Origin of the sequence: Pseudomonas sp. NFPP07, from assembly GCF_900115645.1 — a bacterium.
GTDB classification, from domain to species: Bacteria; Pseudomonadota; Gammaproteobacteria; order Pseudomonadales; family Pseudomonadaceae; genus Aquipseudomonas; species Aquipseudomonas chlororaphis.
Window position 1 is genome coordinate 360,734 of record NZ_FOXG01000003.1, and the last position, 16,381, is coordinate 377,114.

Below are 16,381 nucleotides of genomic sequence, written 5' to 3' on the forward strand. Positions count from 1 at the left end.
TCTTTCTCGCGGTGCGGGCATAAAAAAGCCCGACGCGCGGGTCGGGCTGTGGGCGGTGGGCCCAGGTTTTAGCCCAGGTGTTCCTGATCGAGGATGATCGCGTTGTCCAGGGTTTCCAGCAGCGCCTTGCGCACTTTCAGCTTGGTGTTCTTGTGGGCGGTCATGTTGATCTTCTTCAACTGACGTGCGGCGGCCAGGGCGGCGCCTTGCAGCTCCTCGACGCTCACCACCTTATCGAGGAAGCCGGCATCCACCGCGCCTTGCGGGTCGAACATCTCGCCATTGATCACCGAGCGGTGCAGCGCGGATTTGCGCAGGCGGTCACGGGCCAGCTCGATGCCGGCGTGGTGCATGGTCATGCCGATCTGCACTTCGTTCAGGCCGATGCTGAACGGGCCTTCGACGCCGATGCGGTAGTCCGCGGACAGCAGCAGGAACGCGCCCTTGGCCACGGCGTGCCCAGGGCAGGCGACGATGACGGGGAAGGGGTGCGACAGCAGGCGACGGGCCAGGGTCGACCCCGAGGTCACCAGGCTCACGGCTTCTTTAGGGCCGGCGGTCATCACTTTCAGGTCGTAGCCACCCGACAGAATGCCGGGCTGCCCGGTGATGATCACCACCGCGCGATCGGTGACGGCCTGGTCCAGCGCGGCATTGAAGGCGGCAATCACATCCGGGGAAATGGCATTGACCTTGCCATTGCTCAAGGTCAGGGTCGCGATACCGTCTTCGAGGTGGTAAGAAATCAACTCACTCATGACGCAATTCCTTGTATTGAAGTGGGGCAGACGTTACTCACGGTCACAGGTCAGGTAAAGCGCTGTGACTGACTGGTGAGTCAGCCCTTTCTGGCCTGACAAGCGTAGCCGGCCACCTGGGGCGCGGATCGGCCCTCTTATATAGCTGCCAGCCAGGCCAGAGATTGGCCGGTTTGCCATGGCGCTGATGCCAGCGCAGTGCCGCAATCCGAAGAAATGTCTTAAGCGCATGAAAATTCTCAAAAAAACCTTTGCCATCAGAAAAGCTTTCGACTACATTAGCGCGCCTCGACAGACTGAATCGGTTTGACGAGACACGGTTGGGTGTCCGAGTGGCTTAAGGAGCACGCCTGGAAAGTGTGTATACAGGAAACTGTATCGAGGGTTCGAATCCCTCCTCAACCGCCATATTCGATCTACGCAAAACCCCTGGTTTCCTCGAGAAACCAGGGGTTTTGTGCTTTCTGGGGCTGCTTAATCGCGGCAGTGGGCGAGCGGCTTCTTTGCTGAACGCCGTTTCCCCGCGATGGTCAAAACCATTACGAGTTCGCAACAGCCAAGGTTGCTCCAGCAAGGTATCGATCACGCTGGATACTTGAGTGGTCTTTGGCTTTGTTACCCCTGCGAAGCCTGGCGGTCAAGTCACCTTGAGGGTGAGGCTTTCCGCCGATATCAGGCGGGCATCAGCGTGCGGTTTTCTGTGCTCCGTAATGGCTACGAGGAGACGCACAATGGTCATTCACTTCAAGGTCGCCGGGCATCTGGCCTGCGGCCACAAAGGTTCCAATCTCATATCCAGCACCGAACCGGCGCGGGTCAAATGCCGCAGTTGCCGCAATACCGAGGTGTTCAAGGAAGCCCGTAAGAATCAGCGCAATGCGGCACGTCGAGCGGCGCGCAAAGCCAAGGCAGAGCACGCGGCAAGCGACTGGCGTGCAGCCTGGACCCAACGGCTGACGGCCATGGCCGGATTGCAGCGTCTGCCTCGGGGCTTTGATGGGCAGCCGTACGTTTAGCGTTTGTCCCGGGCACCCCACGCTTTCAGGTCTAGAATGGTCAGGCGCATCGAGTGGGGCGATGCTGGTTGTCTGCGGGCGTGGGGTGATGTTGCCGGCGTCGGCAGGCTTTGCAGCTACTCAATCGAGGACACCATCATGTCCACGCACGAACAGGTCACCGAGCATAAATCCTTCTCCGAACCGGATGAGACCCGCGAGTTTTCCAATGGCAAGGCAGAGATCCTGAAGATCGGTCAGTGTGAAGTGGGACGCTTCACTTTCAAGCCGGGCTGGCGCTGGTCGAACGACATTAAACCGCTGGCGCAGACACCGAGTTGCCAGGCACCGCACTTTCAGTATCACGTGGCCGGCAGGCTGGCGATCCTGATGGATGACGGCACCGAAATCATCGCCGGGCCGGGTGATATCACCTCCCTGCCTAAAGGTCACGACGCCTGGGTGGTGGGGGATGAAACCGTGGTGGTGGTCGACTGGTTCGGGGCCAGCAACTACGCTCGTAAGGTCTAGGCGAAATGCACCCGGAAAAAGGAGCTGATGCAAGCCATCAGTTCCTTTTTCAGCGACGATCCACACCCTTGGACGAAGAACTCCAACTTGGGCCATTCGTCGGTCTTTTCTCTTGTGAACTACAAGTCCTTAAATGACCGGCTAGTCTGAAACGCCGTGACGGTCGATATTTTCTAGGCAGTCAGGTGCTTGCCGGTATCGATCGGTTGTTGGAGGGAGCAGGGAGATGAGCGATCCTTATATCGAGGACAACGGGGATGAGTTCCCAATCAACAACCTGGTGCGCTGCGGTCAGGCAGCGTTTGACAGCGAGCCACCGGCCAAGGCGTCGGTAGGCAAGACCAGGGCCAGTGCGTTACCCAGGGTGACCCAGACAAAGTTTTTCCCGAAAGCGGCGCTTCCTAAGAGAAGGTAGCCTTCATACATACCGAACGACCCCGCTTCCGGGCGGGGTTTTTGTTACCTGAACAATGGGCCGCCGCGATTGATTTGAATGAAGTTGGACCTTTCGTCTTATCCGTTGCACAGGGTAGCGGGGTTTTCACACTTTATTCACAAACGACTGCGTAGGCTCGACTCATCCGTTAAAGCAAATCCTATTAGCCCGTCTCCCCAGCGGGCTTTTTTTTGCCTGGCTGAAAACTCTTTGCGCAAAAACGGTCCAAGACTGTGACTAAAAGGATCACAGCGTTCTGCTGTCGCCGCTCAGCTTTAGTCAGACATCGCTTTAGAATGACTCTCCAGCATCTTTTTCGAGGTTTACATCATGCGTTTAACACTGCCTGCTCTGGTTTTGGGGCTTCTGGCTGCTCAAGGTGCGATGGCCGCCGGTGATGGCACTGCTGCGGTCGGCGGCGGTTTGGGTGGCGCGCTGGGCAATGTGGTGGGACAACAGATTGGCGGCAGCACGGGCGCCGCGGTGGGTGCGGGCCTTGGCGGCGCTGCCGGCAGTGCGGTCGGTGCCCGTAAGGGCAGTCGGACCGAAGCGGCCATCGGTGGCGGCCTGGGTTCGGCCGGCGGTTCGGTGATCGGCAACAAGCTGGGCGGCAGCACTGGCTCGACCATCGGCGCAGGCCTGGGCGGCGCGGCCGGTGGCGCTTTGGGCAGCAGCATGGGTGACGATGACCATCACTCCGGCGGCAGAAAGCACAAGAATAAACACAAGCACAAGCACGACTGATTCTGCTGCGGTGCGCAAAAAAAAAGCCCGGCCTCGTGCCGGGCTTTTTTATGGGAACGAATAGCGTTCCAGTCCCTCGAATTCAATGATGGACACACTGTGTCGACGAGGTTTGCCATGATTCCAGAAACCCTAGGCAAGAAAGAACAGGACGCTTCGGGCGTGCCCTTGGTCAACGATCCAGGCAATGAAGATCCGGGCTCGTTGATGGATGACGCCCTGGTGCCGCTGAGCGATGACGATGAGGCAGGCGAGTCGGAGGAAAAGGGCCCGTGAAGTCTGCTTCCAGCACGCCGGCATGAGCGGTGTGAGGTGCCTATGAAGCATGATCCGAAACCTATCGACCGGGATGACACGCCCGAATATCCGCTGCCTTCCCCCACGGATGCGCTGACTCCCGAGCAGATCCTCCCGGATGCCAACGCCGAACAGGAGCTGTCTCGACCCGAGCCGCAGCGCAAGGCGGCCAGGGGCAAACGGCGCACCGCCCCGGGAGGCGCGTCGTGAGCCGTGCAAAACTGCTGAGCCTGGTGTTGGTCGCCCTGGTGTCGATTTTCTGTTTCTCCAGCCTGGCAGAGTCCGCTGACGGACGAGCCCCGGCCAATCCTCCGCTGCGGTCGTTCGAGGGTGGTTCCGGCAACGATCTCATGCTGCGACCAGGAGCCCTGGGCGGGAATGGTGTGGGTGTCATGGACAGCCGTTCACGGGTCGACAAATCGCGCGGCTCTTCCGGCCAGGGCGGCGGCATGGGCTCCACTGGCGTCAATGGTTCCATCATGGGCGGTGGCGGTGCCGGTGGTGGGACCGGCAGCGCGGGCGGTGGCACCGGGGGGCCAGGAGGCGGCAGCGGACGGGCGGGACGCTAGCGTGCTTTGTTCACTCATGATGTCGAGACCAGCGAGCCCGGCCTGTCCGGGCTTTTGTCTGCCTGCACGCTGACCCGCGGTTGCTCCCCGTCATCTGCCGCGGCTATGCTGCTGAACCCTTTAATCGGGCAAGAAACTGGCCGTACCTGAGCCGTTCCCCGGGATGTTTTTTGTTAACGGATCAGATGCGATGAATGCACAGTTGAATGACGTCGGCCCGATCAAGGCCGTGATTTTCGATATGGACGGTTTGCTGCTGGACACCGAAGGCATCTACACCGAGGTGACGCAGATCATCGCCGATCGTTATGGCCGCACCTTCGATTGGACGATCAAGCAGAACATCATCGGTCGTGGCGCCGCGGATCTGGCCCGTTATGTGGTGCAAGCCCTGGATCTGCCGATCACGCCCGAGGAGTTCCTGGTGATTCGCGAGCCGCTGATGCGCGAACGCTTTCCCCGGGCGCTGGCGATGCCGGGCGCGCAGGAGCTGGTGCAGCACCTCAAGGCCAATAACGTGCCGATTGCCGTGGGCACCAGTTCTTCGCGCCAGTCTTTCGCCCAGAAAACCACCTTGCACGGCGACTGGTTCGCGCTGTTCGACACTATAGTCACCGCCGACGACCCGGAAGTGGGCGCGGCCAAGCCGGCGCCGGACATCTTCCTGACCGCCGCGCGGCGCCTGGGTGTCGCGCCCGGGGATTGCCTGGTGTTCGAGGATTCGCCCTTTGGTGTCACCGCGGCGAAGGCGGCGGGGATGACCGCGATCGCCATTCCCGACCCGGCGATGGCGGACGCCAAGTACGCCCATGCCGATGCCATCCTGCGTTCGCTGAAGGGGTTCCAGCCGGCGGCCTGTGGTTTGCCGCAGTTGGCGTGGTCCTGAACCTGTAGCCGCTGCCGCAGGCCGCGATAAGCCCGCCAGGGCTTCAGCGCTCTCAAGTGCGGCGCCTTCTGCGGAATCGATCGCAGCCTGCGACAGCTCCTAAAAAAACGCCGGGCCACCTGATGAGGGTGGCCCGGCGTTTTTCATGGGCACAGAATCAGGCGCTGAAGCCGCCGTCGATCGTCAGACTGGCGCCGGTGATGTAACCCGCTTCCGGGCCTGCCAGGTAAGCCACGAAGCTGGCGATTTCTTCCGCGTGGCCGTAGCGCCCGATGGCCATCAGCGGGATCAGGCTTTCGGCGAAGTCGCCGTGGGCCGGGTTCATGTCGGTGTCGACCGGGCCGGGCTGCACATTGTTGATGGTGATGCCCCGTGGGCCGAGGTCGCGGGACAGGCCTTTGGTCAGGCCGACCAGGGCCGACTTGCTCATGGCATAGGTGCCGCCACCGGCAAAGGGCATGCGCTCGGCGTTGGTACTGCCGATGTTGATGATGCGCGAGCCTTCGCCCATATGCCGGGCCGCTTCCTGGGTGGCGACGAACACACTGCGGATGTTGATGGCCAGGGTTCGGTCGAAATCTTCCAGCTTGAAGTCTTCCAGCGGGCCGATGGCCAGGACGCCGGCGTTGTTGACCAGGATGTCCAGGCGACCAAAGGTTTCGACCGTGCTCTCGACCGCCTGGCGGATGGCCGCGGCATCGGCGCTGTCGGCGAGGATCGCCAGGGCCTTGCCGCCAGCGGCGGTGATGCTGTCCTGCAAGGCTTCGGCCTTGGTGGTAGAGCTGACATAGGTGAAGGCGACGGCGGCGCCTTCGGCCGCCAGGCGTTGCACGATGGCCGCGCCGATGCCGCGGGAACCGCCTTGAACCAGGGCTACTTTGCCGCTGAGGGATTGAGTGGTCATGTCGTTCTCCAAAAAGTCCAAGGCGGGCTGCCTTGTGGTTGGAGTCGAGTATCGACTTCGGATTAGGTGCTGTGTAGATAGGAATCGCTCTAGTCTGTATGAACCAGAAGTTTATAGTGAGGCGCCATGGAAACCTTCAGCAGCATCGAATGCTTTGTGCGCAGCGCCGAAGTCGGCAGCTTTGCCGAAGCCGCGCGACGCTTGAGCCTGACCCCCGCCGCGGTGGGTAAAAGCGTGGCCAAGCTCGAGGCTCGGCTCGGGGTCCGGCTGTTTCAGCGCAGCACCCGCAGCCTGACCCTGACCGAGGCCGGCAAACTGTTTCTTGGCGAGGTCAGCGCCAGCCTGTACACCATCCAGAACGCCGTGGCCAACCTGGCCAGCGCCGAAGGGCGCCCGGCGGGCACCCTGAAAGTCAGCATGGGCACGGTGTTCGGACGGCTGTACATCGTGCCCATGCTCGGCGAATTCCTGCGGCGTTTCCCAGAGATCAGCCCGGACTGGCATTTCGATAATCGCCAGGTGGACCTGATCGGCCAGGGTTTCGACGCGGCGATCGGCGGCGGCTTTGAGCTGCCCCAAGGGGTGGTGGCGCGACGGCTGACCCCGGCCCACCGCATCCTGGTGGCCTCGCCGGACTATCTGGCGCGCTGCGCGGCGGTCGAGCAGCCCGAGGATTTGCAATATTGCGAAGGCATCCTGATCCGCTCGCCACAGACCGGGCGGGTGCGCTCCTGGGCCCTGACCAGCCGCACCCGGCAGCAAAGCCCGTTGAGCCTGAAGGCGCGGATGACCATGAGTGATTCGGAAGCGGCCTGCGCCGCTGCCGCCCAGGGCCTGGGGGTGGCCCTGGTGAGCATGCCGTTCGCCGTCGGTTACTTGAACGCCGGCACCCTGGTGCGGGTATTGCCGGACTGGTACGTCGACGACGGCAACATCTCGATCTATTACGCCGAGCACAAACTGTTGCCGGGCAAGACCCGGGCCTTCGTCGACTTCGTGATCGAGCAGTTCGCCGAGCAGGGCCTGGAGCAACGCTTCAGCGCGGTTTGAAGAGGCGCGCAAACCCGCTTCCTGGCAGGAGCGGGCTTGCTCGCGACAGGCGATGGCTCAGCGCCCGAAGCGCCCTGGCCAGCCGATGATGGTCTTCGGCCGTGGCGTGGCGTAGGTGCGTACCTTGGAGGTGGACAGCCCCAGGCGCACCAGGGATTCGGCGATGGTCACCGCCGCAGTCACGCCGTCCACCACCGGTACGCCGGTGCGCTGGCGGATCTGCTCGTCCAGGCCGGCCATGCCGCCACAGCCCAGGCAGATCACCTCGGCCTTGTCTTCGCTGACCGCCAGTTCGGCCTGGCGCACGATGGCTTCCAGGGCACGCGCCGGGTCCTCTTCCAGCTCCAGCACTGCCAGGCCGCTGGCCCGTACCGAGGCACAACGGTCGTACAGGCCGGAGAGTTTCAGGCGGTCCTCGATCAGCGGCACGGTGCGATCCAGGGTCGTCACCACCGAATAGGCGTGGCCGAGGAACATCGCGGTGCTGGCGCCGGCGTCGGTGATGTCCACCACCGGCACGTTGAGCAGCTCCTGCAGGCCTTCGCGGCCGTGCTCGCCATAACCGGCCTGGATCACCGCGTCGTAGGGCTGGTCGTAGGACAGCACGCGGTCCATGACGGCGATGGCGGCCAGGTAGCTTTCGAAGTTGCCTTCGATGGAGTCGGCGCCGAAGTGTGGGGTCAGGCCGATGATTTCGGTGCCGGGCGCGGCCACGGCCTGGGCCTGGCGGGCGATGGCCTGGGTGATGGAGTCGGTGGTGTTGACGTTGACCACGAGAATTCGCATGGGCTGTCCTTATCGTTGAGGCATTCGGGGCCCGCTGCAGGCGGGCCGTTCAAGGTTAGTGGCTGACGTTATCGACGGCGATGGATTCGCCGCTGACATCCGCATAGTAGGGCTGGCGTTTGGCGACGATCAGGTACAGCAGGCCGGCAATGCCGGCGCCGATCAGCCAGGAGAAGGGCGAGACGCTGGCAAACCCCGGCACCAGGGCCAGGACGATGGCGATCAGCGCCGAGGGAACGAATGCCGCCACCGCCCGCAGGTTGACCCCGCGGCTGTAGAAATACGCGCCTTGCGGGTGCTCGCTGTACAGCTCGGGCACGTTGATCCGGCCTTTGCGCAGCAGCCAGTAGTCAACCATGATCACCCCGTACAGCGGGCCTAGAAGAGCACCGAGCCCGGACAGGAAGTACACGATCACCAGCGGGCTGTTGTAGAGGTTCCACGGCAGGATCAGCACCGCGAGGGTCGCGCTGATCAGCCCGGCGCGACGGAAGGTCAGGTATTTCGGCGCCAGGTTGCTGAGCACGAAGGCCGGGGCGACGAAGTTGGCCATGATGTTCACCGCCACGGTGACGATCAGGAATGCCAGGCAACCGAGTACCAGAAAGAAGGTGTTGGGGATCGAGGCGATGATTTCGGTCGGGCTTTCGATGATCTTGCCGTTGATCTGAAACTGCGCGCCGCAGAGCAACACGGTGATGGCCGCGAACACCAGGATGTTCACCGGCAGGCCCCAGAAGTTGCCGACCTTGATGGTCCGGCGGCAGGGCGAAGAGCGGGCGAAGTCGCAGAAATTGAGGATCAGCGTGCCGTAGATCGCCAGCCACAGCGCGCCGCCGGCGAAGATCTGGCGCCACATTTCGCCACCGCTCAACGGCTCGCGGATCGACCAGGCGATGCTGGCGTTGGCCTGGGTGTACATCCAGGCGGCGAGGGCGGCAACGGTCACCAGGATCACCGGGCCGGCAAAGGCCTCATAGCGCCGGACCATTTCCATGCCGTAGGCGAGGATCGCCAGCTGCACCAGCCAGATCGCCACGAAACACACCCAGCCCAGGCTCGACAGGCCGAGGATCGAGTTGTGGTCGTAGTCGGCGAAGCCGGGGTGGATGGCCGTGAGCAATACCCGGAACACCACCGAGGCCAGGTAGGTCTGGATACCGAACCAGGCGATGGCGATCACCGCGCGGATCAGCGCCGGAATCTGCGCGCCATGGATGCCGAAGCTGATACGGCTGATCACCGGAAAGGGCACGCCGGTCTTCTGGCCCATGTAGCCGGACAGGTTCATGAAGAAGTACACCAGCGCCGCGCCGATCCCCAGGGACAGGAGGATCTGCCAGCCGCCCAGGCCCAGGGCGTACAGGCCGATGGCGAAGGAGTAATTGGCGATGTTGTGCACGTCATTGGTCCACAGCGCAAAGATGCTGTAGCCACCCCAGCGCCGGCCTTCGACCTTGGTCGGCGCCAGGTCGCGGTTGTGCAGGCGCGGGCTGAGGTCGACCGGCGAAGCGGTGCCGCGGGCGATGCTGGGGTCGAGGTTGGCGTGGGTATGGGAAGAGGGCAAATCCAGTGCGATGTTATTGGAAGGACTTGTACGCATTCCGGCAGGCTCCTGATCGCGGATCCGCGCTGACTGTGCTTGAGCACAAGGCTCGGCAGTCTTCGGCGCGGGTCCGGGAATCACTGGGTTCTGGGCATCTGCAGGCGGATTCGGGAACCCGGCTTGCGGATATAAAGTGTATGTATTTTTTATTTAAGTTGTATACAAGATGCTAGGCGACTTAAGCCACTTCCGTGCCAGATCCCAATCTAAGCAAGCGACCGATAATTTCGGTTTGTTCTTAATAATTTCTAAATGACTGAAATTGCAAAGTTATAAATTGACCGTTCGAACAGGTATTTATTTTTCGAGGGGGTAGGGTGTGAGCGCGGTGGAGAATGGCCTAGGGAGGAGGGTGTAACTTTTTGGGGCGTAGAGGCATAAAGTGCACACAAAAATGGCACCTGAGGTGACACTTATGTGTACAAGATTTTTGCCGGGAGGAGGGGCTTCTGTAGGAGCGAAGCTGGCTCGCGAAGCGGTGTGTCAGATACACCGTCTCGCGAGCCAGCTTCGCTCCTACAGAAGAAAGAGGAATTGGGGGCTTAGCCCTTGCTGATGATATTGCCGGCGTGCAGGCCACATTCCTTCTGCGTGGCTTCTTCCCACCACCAGCGGCCTTCGCGCTCGTGCTGGTTCGGCAACACCGGGCGGGTGCAAGGCTCGCAACCGATGCTGATGAAACCACGCTCGTGCAGGCTGTTGTACGGCAGCTCGAGCATGCGGATGTAACCCCAGATCTCTTCGCTGGTCATCTGCGCCAGCGGATTGAACTTGTACAGGGTGCGCTCCGGGGTGGAGAAGGCACTGTCGATCTCCAGTACCGCCACCTGGCTGCGGGTACCCGGGCTCTGGTCGCGGCGCTGGCCGGTGGCCCAGGCGCTGACGGTGGACAGCTTGCGGCGCAGCGGCTCGATCTTGCGGATACCGCAGCACTCACCGTGGCCATCCTTATAGAAGCTGAACAGGCCTTTTTCCTTGACGAAGGGTTCGAGCTTGGCGTGGTCCGGCGAAACCACTTCGATGTCGATCTTGTAGTGCTCGCGTACCTGCTCGATGAAGCGGTAGGTTTCCGGGTGCAGGCGCCCGGTGTCGAGGCTGAACACCTTGACGTTCTTGTTCAGCTTCCAGGCCATGTCCACCAGCACCACATCCTCGGCACCACTGAAAGAGATCCACAGGTCATCGCCGAACTCGGCGAATGCCAGCTTGAGAATGTCCTGGGCGGATTTTTGGGCATAAGTCGCGGCGAGTTCAGCGACATTGAACGATGGGCTCATCAGGGCGGTTTCCTACAGGTCGGTGGCGCTGAGCGCTCTAGATACTGGCGATGGTAACAAAATCCGCCCCCGGCTGGCGCGTTCCTCGCGTTGCGTGGGCCAGGGTGAATCGCTAGAGTTCGGCAGTCCTTTTGCTCGCTCGAATAACCAATACAAATGGGAGTGTCCTGTGGAAATTGCCTGTCTCGACCTGGAAGGTGTACTGGTTCCGGAAATCTGGATCGCCTTTGCCGAAAAAACCGGGATTGAATCCCTCAAGGCGACCACCCGGGATATTCCCGATTACGACGTGCTGATGAAGCAGCGCCTGCAGATTCTCGACGAGCACGGCCTGAAGCTCTCGGACATTCAGGAAGTGATCGCCACCCTCAGGCCGCTGGACGGCGCCATCGAGTTCGTCGACTGGCTGCGCGAGCGTTTCCAGGTGGTAATTCTGTCCGACACCTTCTATGAGTTTTCCCAGCCGCTGATGCGCCAGCTGGGCTTTCCCACGCTGCTGTGCCACCGCCTGGTCACCGACGACAGCGGCCGGGTGACCGGTTACCAGCTGCGCCAGAAAGACCCCAAGCGCCAGTCGGTGCTGGCCTTCAAGAGCCTGTATTACCGGGTGATTGCGGCGGGGGACTCGTACAATGACACCAGCATGCTCGGCGAGGCCGATGCCGGCATTCTGTTCCATGCCCCGGACAACGTGATCCGCGAGTTTCCGCAGTTCCCGGCGGTGCACAGCTTTGCCGAGCTGAAGCAGGAATTCCTCAAGGCCTCGAATCGCGAATTGAGCTTGTAACGCTGTACCTGTAGCCGCTGCCGAAGGCTGCGATCGGTCGGTACGGCCGCGGCGTCTTCCCCAACGCTGAAGGGCCTGCGGCAGCGGCTACAGGGGCATGATCAGAGGCTCTGCAAGGTCTCCAGCAGGACCTTCACCTTGGTGATGGACTCCTGATACTCGGCCTGCCAGTCCGAGTCCGCGACAATCCCGCCACCGCCCCAGCAGCAGATTTGCCCATCCTTGACCAGCAGGCTGCGGATGGCGATCGAGCTGTCCATCTCGCCACGCACGTCCAGGTACAGCAACGAACCGCAATACAGCCCGCGCCGGGTCGGTTCCAGCTCGTCGATGATCTGCATCGCGCGGATCTTCGGTGCGCCGGTGATCGAGCCGCCGGGGAAGCTGCCGGCGATCAGGTCCAGGGCGTCCTTGTCGTCCGCCAGCTCGCCGGTGACGCTGCTCACCAGGTGATGCACGTTCGGGTAGCTTTCCAGGCTGAACAGCTCCGGTACCCGCACCGAGCCGATGCGGCAGGTGCGGCCCAGGTCGTTGCGCAGCAGGTCGACGATCATCAGGTTTTCCGCGCGGTCCTTGGGGCTGGCCAGCAGCTCGGCGGCGTTCGCCGCGTCTTCGGCAGCATCCTGGCTGCGTGGGCGGGTGCCCTTGATCGGCCGGGTTTCCACCTGGCGCTCACTGATCCGCACGAAGCGCTCCGGCGACAGGCTCAGCACCGCGCCACCTTCCGACAGGCTCTGGAACCCGGAAAAAGGCGTCGGGCAGGCCGCGCGCAGCGCGCAGTAGGCAACCCACGGATCGCCAGCGCAGGGCGCGCGAAAGCGCTGGGCGAAGTTGACCTGATAGCAGTCGCCGGCCTGGATGTATGCCTGGATGCGCTCGAACGCCTGTTGGTACTGAGCGGCGCTGAGGTCAGGCAGCATCGGCCCGCTGAGCTTGAAGCTGTCGTGGGCGCCGGCCGGCGCCTGGCCGAACAGATCGATCAGGCGCTGGCGTTCGGCGGCGACGACGGCCGGGTGGAACACCAGTTGGCTGGTGCGCTGCTGATGGTCGCTGATCAGCGCCCAGTCGTAGAGGCCGAAGCGCGCATCGGGCAGTTGCAGGTCATCCAGGGCCTGGCTGGGCAGGCGTTCCAGATGGCGTCCGAAGTCGTAGCTCAGGTAGCCGATCAGCCCGCCGGCGAAAGGCAACTGGTAAGGCGCCGGGATCGCCGCCTGGCCCAATTGGTCCAGGTTGAGCCGCAGGCGTTGCAGGAAATCTTCGCCGCTTTCGTCCTTGAGGACGGCCAACTGGGCCCGTGGCCAGGCGCTGAGCAGGTCGTAGCGGCCGCGCTCGGCACTGGGCCGGCCGCTGTCGAGCAGGACGGCGCCAGGGGCATGGCGGATCGCCGCGAAATACTCGGCGGGGTTGGTGCGATAGGGCAGCGGGTGTACGGAACAGGTCGACATGCGGGGCGGATCAGCCATCGGAGGAGCGCGGCTGGCGATTGTAGTCCCCTCAGGGATTTGCTCCTAGTGGGGATGGCGGGGATTGCCCGGTTTACGACGCATTGCCCGCCTCGCCGCATACCCTGTAGCCGCTGCCGAAGGCTGCGAAAGGACCGAAGGTCCTCGGCGATGTCGAAAGCGGCGCCCGCTTCGCGGTCGGGCGCAGCCTACGGCAGCGGCTACAGGGTTTTCCGTTGCTGTGGTTCAGCCTTCCACCGCCGGGATATGGCCGAACAGGTCCTGGGCAAACTGCACGCGCTGCTCAACGGTTTCGCTGATGCCGCGGGCTTTCAGTTCTTCCAGGTGCGCTTCGACCGCGTGGGTGCGCTGGGTCAGGCCGCAGTCGTTGGCGATCTGGATGTTCAGGCCGGGGCGGGCGTTGAGCTCGAGGATCAGCGGGCCCTTTTCCTGGTCCAGCACCATGTCGACCCCGATGTAGCCCAGGCCGCACAGCTCGTAACAGCCGGCCGCCAGCTTCATGAAGCCGTCCCAGTAGGGCAGTTGCACGCCGTCCACCGCGTTGGTGGTGTCCGGGTGCTTGGTGATGATGTTGTTCAGCCAGGTGCCGCGCAGGGTCAGGCCGGTGGCCAGGTCGACGCCGACGCCGATGGCGCCCTGGTGCAGGTTGGCCTTGCCGCCGGACTGGCGGGTCGGCAGGCGCAGCATGGCCATCACCGGGTAGCCCATGAGCACGATGATGCGGATGTCCGGCACGCCTTCGTAGCTGATGCTCTTGAAGATCTGGTCCGGGGTCACCCGGTATTCGATCAGCGCCCGGTCACGGTGGCCGCCCAGGGAATAGAGGCCGGTGAGGATGCTGGAAATCTGGTGCTCGATTTCCTCATGGCTGATGATCTTGCCCGATACCGTGCGGTAGCGCCCTTCGAAACGGTCGGCGATCACCAGGATGCCGTCGCCGCCGGCGCCTTGCGCCGGCTTGATCACGAAGTCGTTACGCCCGCCGATGATCTCGTCGAGCTTGTCGATTTCCTTCTCGGTGGAGATCACGCCGTACAGTTCCGGCACATGGATGCCGGCCTCGATCGCGCGTTCCTTGGTGATGATCTTGTCGTCGACGATCGGGTACAGGCTGCGCTTGTTGTACTTGAGCACGTAGTCCGCGTTACGCCGATTGATCCCCATGATGCCCCGGGCTTCCAGGGCCTTCCAGGTCTTCCACAGGCCGAACATTACGAATCAGCCTTGACGAAGGCTTTGAAACGGATCAGCTCGGTCAGGCGGTAGCCGCGGTAGCGACCCATCGCCAGCATGAAGCCCACCAGAATCAGCAGCATCGCCGGGAAGGTGAAGACGAAGTAGACCAGCTCCGGCACGCTCATGATCAGGTGCGCCAGGGAGGCGGCGAACAGCGTGCCGATGGCGACTTTCATCGCATGGCCGGCGCCTCGTTCTTCCCAGGTGATCGACAGGCGTTCGATGGTCATGGTCAGGATCACCATCGGGAACAGGGCCACGGACAGGCCGCGTTCCAGGCCGAGCTTGTGGCTGAACAGGCTGATGGCGGCGATCAGCACCACGACGAAGGTCAGCACCACCGACAGCCTCGGCAGCATCTGCAGCTTCAGGTGTTCCAGGTAGGACCTGAGCGACAGCCCGAGCGCGGTGATCACCGTGAACAGCACGATACCGAAGCCCAGCTGGGTTTCGCGGAAGGCCAGGGCGATCAGCACCGGGGTGAAGGTACCCAGGGTCTGCAGGCCGATCAGGTTACGCAGCACCAGGATCACCAGCACGCCGATCGGGATCATCACCATGATCATGAAGGTCTGCTGGGTCTGCAGCGGCAGGCCGTACAGCGAGTATTCGAGGAAGTTGGCGTCGGTGTTCTCGTCGGTCAGCTTGGCCAGGCGAATGGCGTTCATTTCGCTGTTGTTCAGGCTGAAGGTGACGGTGGCTTTCTTGCCGCCATCGACGGTGATCAGGTTGTCGTCACCGATCCACCACAGCAGGCGGTCGCTGGGCAGGCCCTGTTCGCCGGTTTCCGGGTTGAAGTACAGCCAGTCGGTACCGTTGAAGCTGCGCAGCCACAGTTCCGGGGCCTGCGGCTGGTCGGCCACCAGGCGGATGGTGTGGACCTTTTCCATCGGCACGTGGGCGATGGACAGCAGCAGGTCGACGATCTTGGCCTTGTGCGCCGGCGACGGATCGCCCGCCAGGAGCATCTTGGCGTTGTCGTCGTTGGTGTTGTTGACCCGCTTGATGGCTTCGCTGATGAAGGTCTCGACGTCGGCCGAGTGCTGGCGGATCGGCGCGAGCAGGGCTTCGGCGGCGATCTTTTCCGGGCCTTCGACGGCGATGCTGTCGCGGAAGGTCGGGCCCTTGATCTTGGCTTTTTCCGCGGTGTAGCGCTTGGTCAGCACCAGGCGGTAGTAGAGGGTCTGGTTGCCCTTGGCGCGGCGGGCCGACCAGGTGACCTTGCGGTTGCCGTCGACGCGGTTCACCGCCACCCCGTAGTTATTGGAGATGAAGCTCTCGTTCAGGCTGACGTAGTCGCGGCTCAGGGGCGGCACGAACATCTGGATCTTGATCGGGTCCTTGGCGTTGGCGACGAACTCCACCTTGGCGTCGATGTTCCACAGGTCGTCGGTGGCGTCTTCGGTCACCGGGATGCCGAGCACGAAAATCTGATAGGCCGTGATCGAAATGCCCAGCACCACCAGGATGGCGATCAGGATTTTCAGATGGAGGGTAAGAGAGCGCATTGGAATTACTCTGCGGTATGAGCGTCGGTGGCGCAGGCAGGTTTGCCAGCAGCGTATTTAAGACTGGGGTCGACCAGTGCATCGAAGCGCTTGAGCGCTTCGGAACCGATCAAGAGCGGGTATTGGAATGCACTGCGGTCGGTCAAGTTCACTTCTATGCTGCGCAGGGCTCCGCCCATGCAGATATCCAGTTCGATGACCGGGCGCGCGGTGTACTTCTTGTTGTTTTCCTCATCGGGGTCGTAGTCGCCGGCGCGGCGCTTGATCTTGCTGACGCGGGCCAGCGGACGTTCGATGGGGTGGGAATGGGCGGCGTCGATGGCCAGGTAAAAGCGTACCCAGGACTCGCCATTGCGCTTGAAGCGCTTGATATCACGGGCGCTGAGGGAGGCGGTCTTGGCGCCGGTGTCGAGCTTGGCGGCGACTTCCAGGTCGATCCCGGACAGTCTGGCGTATTCATTCAGACCGTAAACGGTCTTGCCGGCGGCGGCACTCAGGCCCGGCAGGCCGAGCAGGCAGAACAGTATGGAGAAGGCCTTGAGTCTCAT

At 62.5% G+C, this 16,381-nt stretch carries 19 protein-coding genes and 1 tRNA gene; 11 read left to right on the top strand and 9 right to left on the bottom strand.

Annotated elements, in window-relative coordinates; genetic code table 11:
* Window positions 1–68: 68 nt before the first annotated feature.
* On the bottom strand, window positions 69–758 hold the full coding sequence (locus tag BM019_RS09805; protein ID WP_009042893.1) for a crotonase/enoyl-CoA hydratase family protein: 690 nt from the start codon (window positions 756–758) through the stop codon (window positions 69–71).
* A 318-nt stretch (window positions 759–1,076) separates the two neighbouring features.
* Here BM019_RS09805 and BM019_RS09810 point away from each other — a divergent pair.
* The 9 genes from BM019_RS09810 to BM019_RS09845 all read left to right on the top strand — a co-directional run bounded on the left by BM019_RS09810 (window position 1,077) and on the right by BM019_RS09845 (window position 5,216).
* Window positions 1,077–1,166 (top strand) — tRNA-Ser (locus BM019_RS09810).
* A 323-nt stretch (window positions 1,167–1,489) separates the two neighbouring features.
* The gene (locus tag BM019_RS09815) at window positions 1,490–1,774 is read left to right on the top strand and encodes a hypothetical protein (RefSeq protein WP_009042896.1); all 285 of its coding nucleotides are present in this window, start codon (window positions 1,490–1,492) and stop codon (window positions 1,772–1,774) included.
* Window positions 1,775–1,912: 138 nt separating this feature from the next.
* Entirely contained in the window at window positions 1,913–2,284 is a 372-nt protein-coding gene (locus BM019_RS09820; RefSeq protein WP_007922994.1) for a cupin domain-containing protein, read from the top strand.
* A gap of 226 nt (window positions 2,285–2,510) precedes the next feature.
* Window positions 2,511–2,699: a hypothetical protein gene (locus tag BM019_RS09825; RefSeq protein WP_007922997.1), complete on the top strand. Its 189-nt coding sequence runs from the start codon at window positions 2,511–2,513 to the stop codon at window positions 2,697–2,699.
* Window positions 2,700–3,050: 351 nt separating this feature from the next.
* Window positions 3,051–3,464, top strand: coding sequence for a hypothetical protein (locus BM019_RS09830; protein ID WP_062823150.1), 414 nt, complete (start codon window positions 3,051–3,053; stop codon window positions 3,462–3,464).
* A gap of 117 nt (window positions 3,465–3,581) precedes the next feature.
* Window positions 3,582–3,740, top strand: coding sequence for a hypothetical protein (locus tag BM019_RS30760; protein WP_009042898.1), 159 nt, complete (start codon window positions 3,582–3,584; stop codon window positions 3,738–3,740).
* Between the two features lie 42 nt (window positions 3,741–3,782).
* A complete protein-coding gene (locus BM019_RS09835; protein WP_009042899.1) occupies window positions 3,783–3,971 on the top strand; it encodes a hypothetical protein in 189 nt (62 codons plus the stop codon).
* 182 nt (window positions 3,972–4,153) lie between these two features.
* Window positions 4,154–4,330, top strand: coding sequence for a hypothetical protein (locus tag BM019_RS30995; RefSeq protein ID WP_239691057.1), 177 nt, complete (start codon window positions 4,154–4,156; stop codon window positions 4,328–4,330).
* Between the two features lie 190 nt (window positions 4,331–4,520).
* Complete coding sequence (locus BM019_RS09845) at window positions 4,521–5,216, top strand: HAD-IA family hydrolase (RefSeq protein WP_062823147.1); 696 nt, start codon at window positions 4,521–4,523, stop codon at window positions 5,214–5,216.
* Window positions 5,217–5,373: 157 nt separating this feature from the next.
* Here the strand turns inward: BM019_RS09845 and BM019_RS09850 are convergent, their stop codons facing one another.
* Complete coding sequence (locus BM019_RS09850) at window positions 5,374–6,120, bottom strand: 3-oxoacyl-ACP reductase family protein (RefSeq protein ID WP_009042902.1); 747 nt, start codon at window positions 6,118–6,120, stop codon at window positions 5,374–5,376.
* Window positions 6,121–6,246: 126 nt separating this feature from the next.
* On the opposite strand from BM019_RS09850, the gene BM019_RS09855 reads away from it, so the two are divergent.
* On the top strand, window positions 6,247–7,170 hold the full coding sequence (locus BM019_RS09855) for a LysR family transcriptional regulator (protein ID WP_092418145.1): 924 nt from the start codon (window positions 6,247–6,249) through the stop codon (window positions 7,168–7,170).
* 57 nt (window positions 7,171–7,227) lie between these two features.
* Here BM019_RS09855 and BM019_RS09860 read toward each other — a convergent pair whose 3' ends face one another.
* From BM019_RS09860 to BM019_RS09870, 3 genes are all read right to left on the bottom strand, one after another.
* Complete coding sequence (locus tag BM019_RS09860) at window positions 7,228–7,956, bottom strand: aspartate/glutamate racemase family protein (RefSeq protein ID WP_009042904.1); 729 nt, start codon at window positions 7,954–7,956, stop codon at window positions 7,228–7,230.
* A 55-nt stretch (window positions 7,957–8,011) separates the two neighbouring features.
* Window positions 8,012–9,559, bottom strand: a complete 1,548-nt coding sequence (locus BM019_RS09865; protein WP_009042905.1) for an NCS1 family nucleobase:cation symporter-1 — start codon at window positions 9,557–9,559, stop codon at window positions 8,012–8,014.
* A 545-nt stretch (window positions 9,560–10,104) separates the two neighbouring features.
* Complete coding sequence (locus BM019_RS09870) at window positions 10,105–10,839, bottom strand: phosphoadenylyl-sulfate reductase (protein WP_007930635.1); 735 nt, start codon at window positions 10,837–10,839, stop codon at window positions 10,105–10,107.
* A 169-nt stretch (window positions 10,840–11,008) separates the two neighbouring features.
* Here BM019_RS09870 and thrH point away from each other — a divergent pair, with 169 nt between their 5' ends.
* Complete coding sequence (thrH, locus tag BM019_RS09875; RefSeq protein WP_092418146.1) at window positions 11,009–11,626, top strand: bifunctional phosphoserine phosphatase/homoserine phosphotransferase ThrH; 618 nt, start codon at window positions 11,009–11,011, stop codon at window positions 11,624–11,626.
* Window positions 11,627–11,727: 101 nt separating this feature from the next.
* On the opposite strand, the gene pabB is transcribed toward thrH, so the two are convergent.
* From pabB to BM019_RS09895, 4 genes are all read right to left on the bottom strand, one after another.
* The gene (gene pabB / locus BM019_RS09880; RefSeq protein WP_092418147.1) at window positions 11,728–13,071 is read right to left on the bottom strand and encodes an aminodeoxychorismate synthase component I; all 1,344 of its coding nucleotides are present in this window, start codon (window positions 13,069–13,071) and stop codon (window positions 11,728–11,730) included.
* Between the two features lie 243 nt (window positions 13,072–13,314).
* Window positions 13,315–14,301 (bottom strand): alpha-L-glutamate ligase-like protein, encoded by a 987-nt coding sequence (locus tag BM019_RS09885; protein ID WP_062823143.1) that lies wholly within the window; start codon window positions 14,299–14,301, stop codon window positions 13,315–13,317.
* The gene (locus BM019_RS09890; protein WP_009042909.1) at window positions 14,301–15,833 is read right to left on the bottom strand and encodes an osmotic stress tolerance membrane protein RloB; all 1,533 of its coding nucleotides are present in this window, start codon (window positions 15,831–15,833) and stop codon (window positions 14,301–14,303) included. Before BM019_RS09890 ends, BM019_RS09885 begins: the two co-directional genes overlap by 1 nt.
* A gap of 5 nt (window positions 15,834–15,838) precedes the next feature.
* On the bottom strand, window positions 15,839–16,381 hold the full coding sequence (locus tag BM019_RS09895; protein ID WP_007930640.1) for a retropepsin-like aspartic peptidase RloA: 543 nt from the start codon (window positions 16,379–16,381) through the stop codon (window positions 15,839–15,841).

What these genes read in the sequence shown, in the direction of transcription:
- BM019_RS09850 (WP_009042902.1), bottom strand. Translation starts at nt 6,120, where the DNA reads ATGACCACTCAATCCCTCAGCGGCAAAGTAGCCCTGGTTCAAGGCGGT.
- BM019_RS09865 (WP_009042905.1), bottom strand. Translation starts at nt 9,559, where the DNA reads ATGCGTACAAGTCCTTCCAATAACATCGCACTGGATTTGCCCTCTTCC.
- BM019_RS09815 (WP_009042896.1), top strand. Translation starts at nt 1,490, where the DNA reads ATGGTCATTCACTTCAAGGTCGCCGGGCATCTGGCCTGCGGCCACAAA.
- BM019_RS09830 (WP_062823150.1), top strand. Translation starts at nt 3,051, where the DNA reads ATGCGTTTAACACTGCCTGCTCTGGTTTTGGGGCTTCTGGCTGCTCAA.
- BM019_RS09805 (WP_009042893.1), bottom strand. Translation starts at nt 758, where the DNA reads ATGAGTGAGTTGATTTCTTACCACCTCGAAGACGGTATCGCGACCCTG.
- BM019_RS09825 (WP_007922997.1), top strand. Translation starts at nt 2,511, where the DNA reads ATGAGCGATCCTTATATCGAGGACAACGGGGATGAGTTCCCAATCAAC.
- BM019_RS09855 (WP_092418145.1), top strand. Translation starts at nt 6,247, where the DNA reads ATGGAAACCTTCAGCAGCATCGAATGCTTTGTGCGCAGCGCCGAAGTC.
- BM019_RS30760 (WP_009042898.1), top strand. Translation starts at nt 3,582, where the DNA reads ATGATTCCAGAAACCCTAGGCAAGAAAGAACAGGACGCTTCGGGCGTG.
- BM019_RS09870 (WP_007930635.1), bottom strand. Translation starts at nt 10,839, where the DNA reads ATGAGCCCATCGTTCAATGTCGCTGAACTCGCCGCGACTTATGCCCAA.
- BM019_RS09890 (WP_009042909.1), bottom strand. Translation starts at nt 15,833, where the DNA reads ATGCGCTCTCTTACCCTCCATCTGAAAATCCTGATCGCCATCCTGGTG.
- BM019_RS09820 (WP_007922994.1), top strand. Translation starts at nt 1,913, where the DNA reads ATGTCCACGCACGAACAGGTCACCGAGCATAAATCCTTCTCCGAACCG.
- BM019_RS09885 (WP_062823143.1), bottom strand. Translation starts at nt 14,301, where the DNA reads ATGTTCGGCCTGTGGAAGACCTGGAAGGCCCTGGAAGCCCGGGGCATC.
- BM019_RS09895 (WP_007930640.1), bottom strand. Translation starts at nt 16,381, where the DNA reads ATGAGACTCAAGGCCTTCTCCATACTGTTCTGCCTGCTCGGCCTGCCG.
- BM019_RS09845 (WP_062823147.1), top strand. Translation starts at nt 4,521, where the DNA reads ATGAATGCACAGTTGAATGACGTCGGCCCGATCAAGGCCGTGATTTTC.
- pabB (WP_092418147.1), bottom strand. Translation starts at nt 13,071, where the DNA reads ATGTCGACCTGTTCCGTACACCCGCTGCCCTATCGCACCAACCCCGCC.
- BM019_RS30995 (WP_239691057.1), top strand. Translation starts at nt 4,154, where the DNA reads ATGGACAGCCGTTCACGGGTCGACAAATCGCGCGGCTCTTCCGGCCAG.
- BM019_RS09835 (WP_009042899.1), top strand. Translation starts at nt 3,783, where the DNA reads ATGAAGCATGATCCGAAACCTATCGACCGGGATGACACGCCCGAATAT.
- BM019_RS09860 (WP_009042904.1), bottom strand. Translation starts at nt 7,956, where the DNA reads ATGCGAATTCTCGTGGTCAACGTCAACACCACCGACTCCATCACCCAG.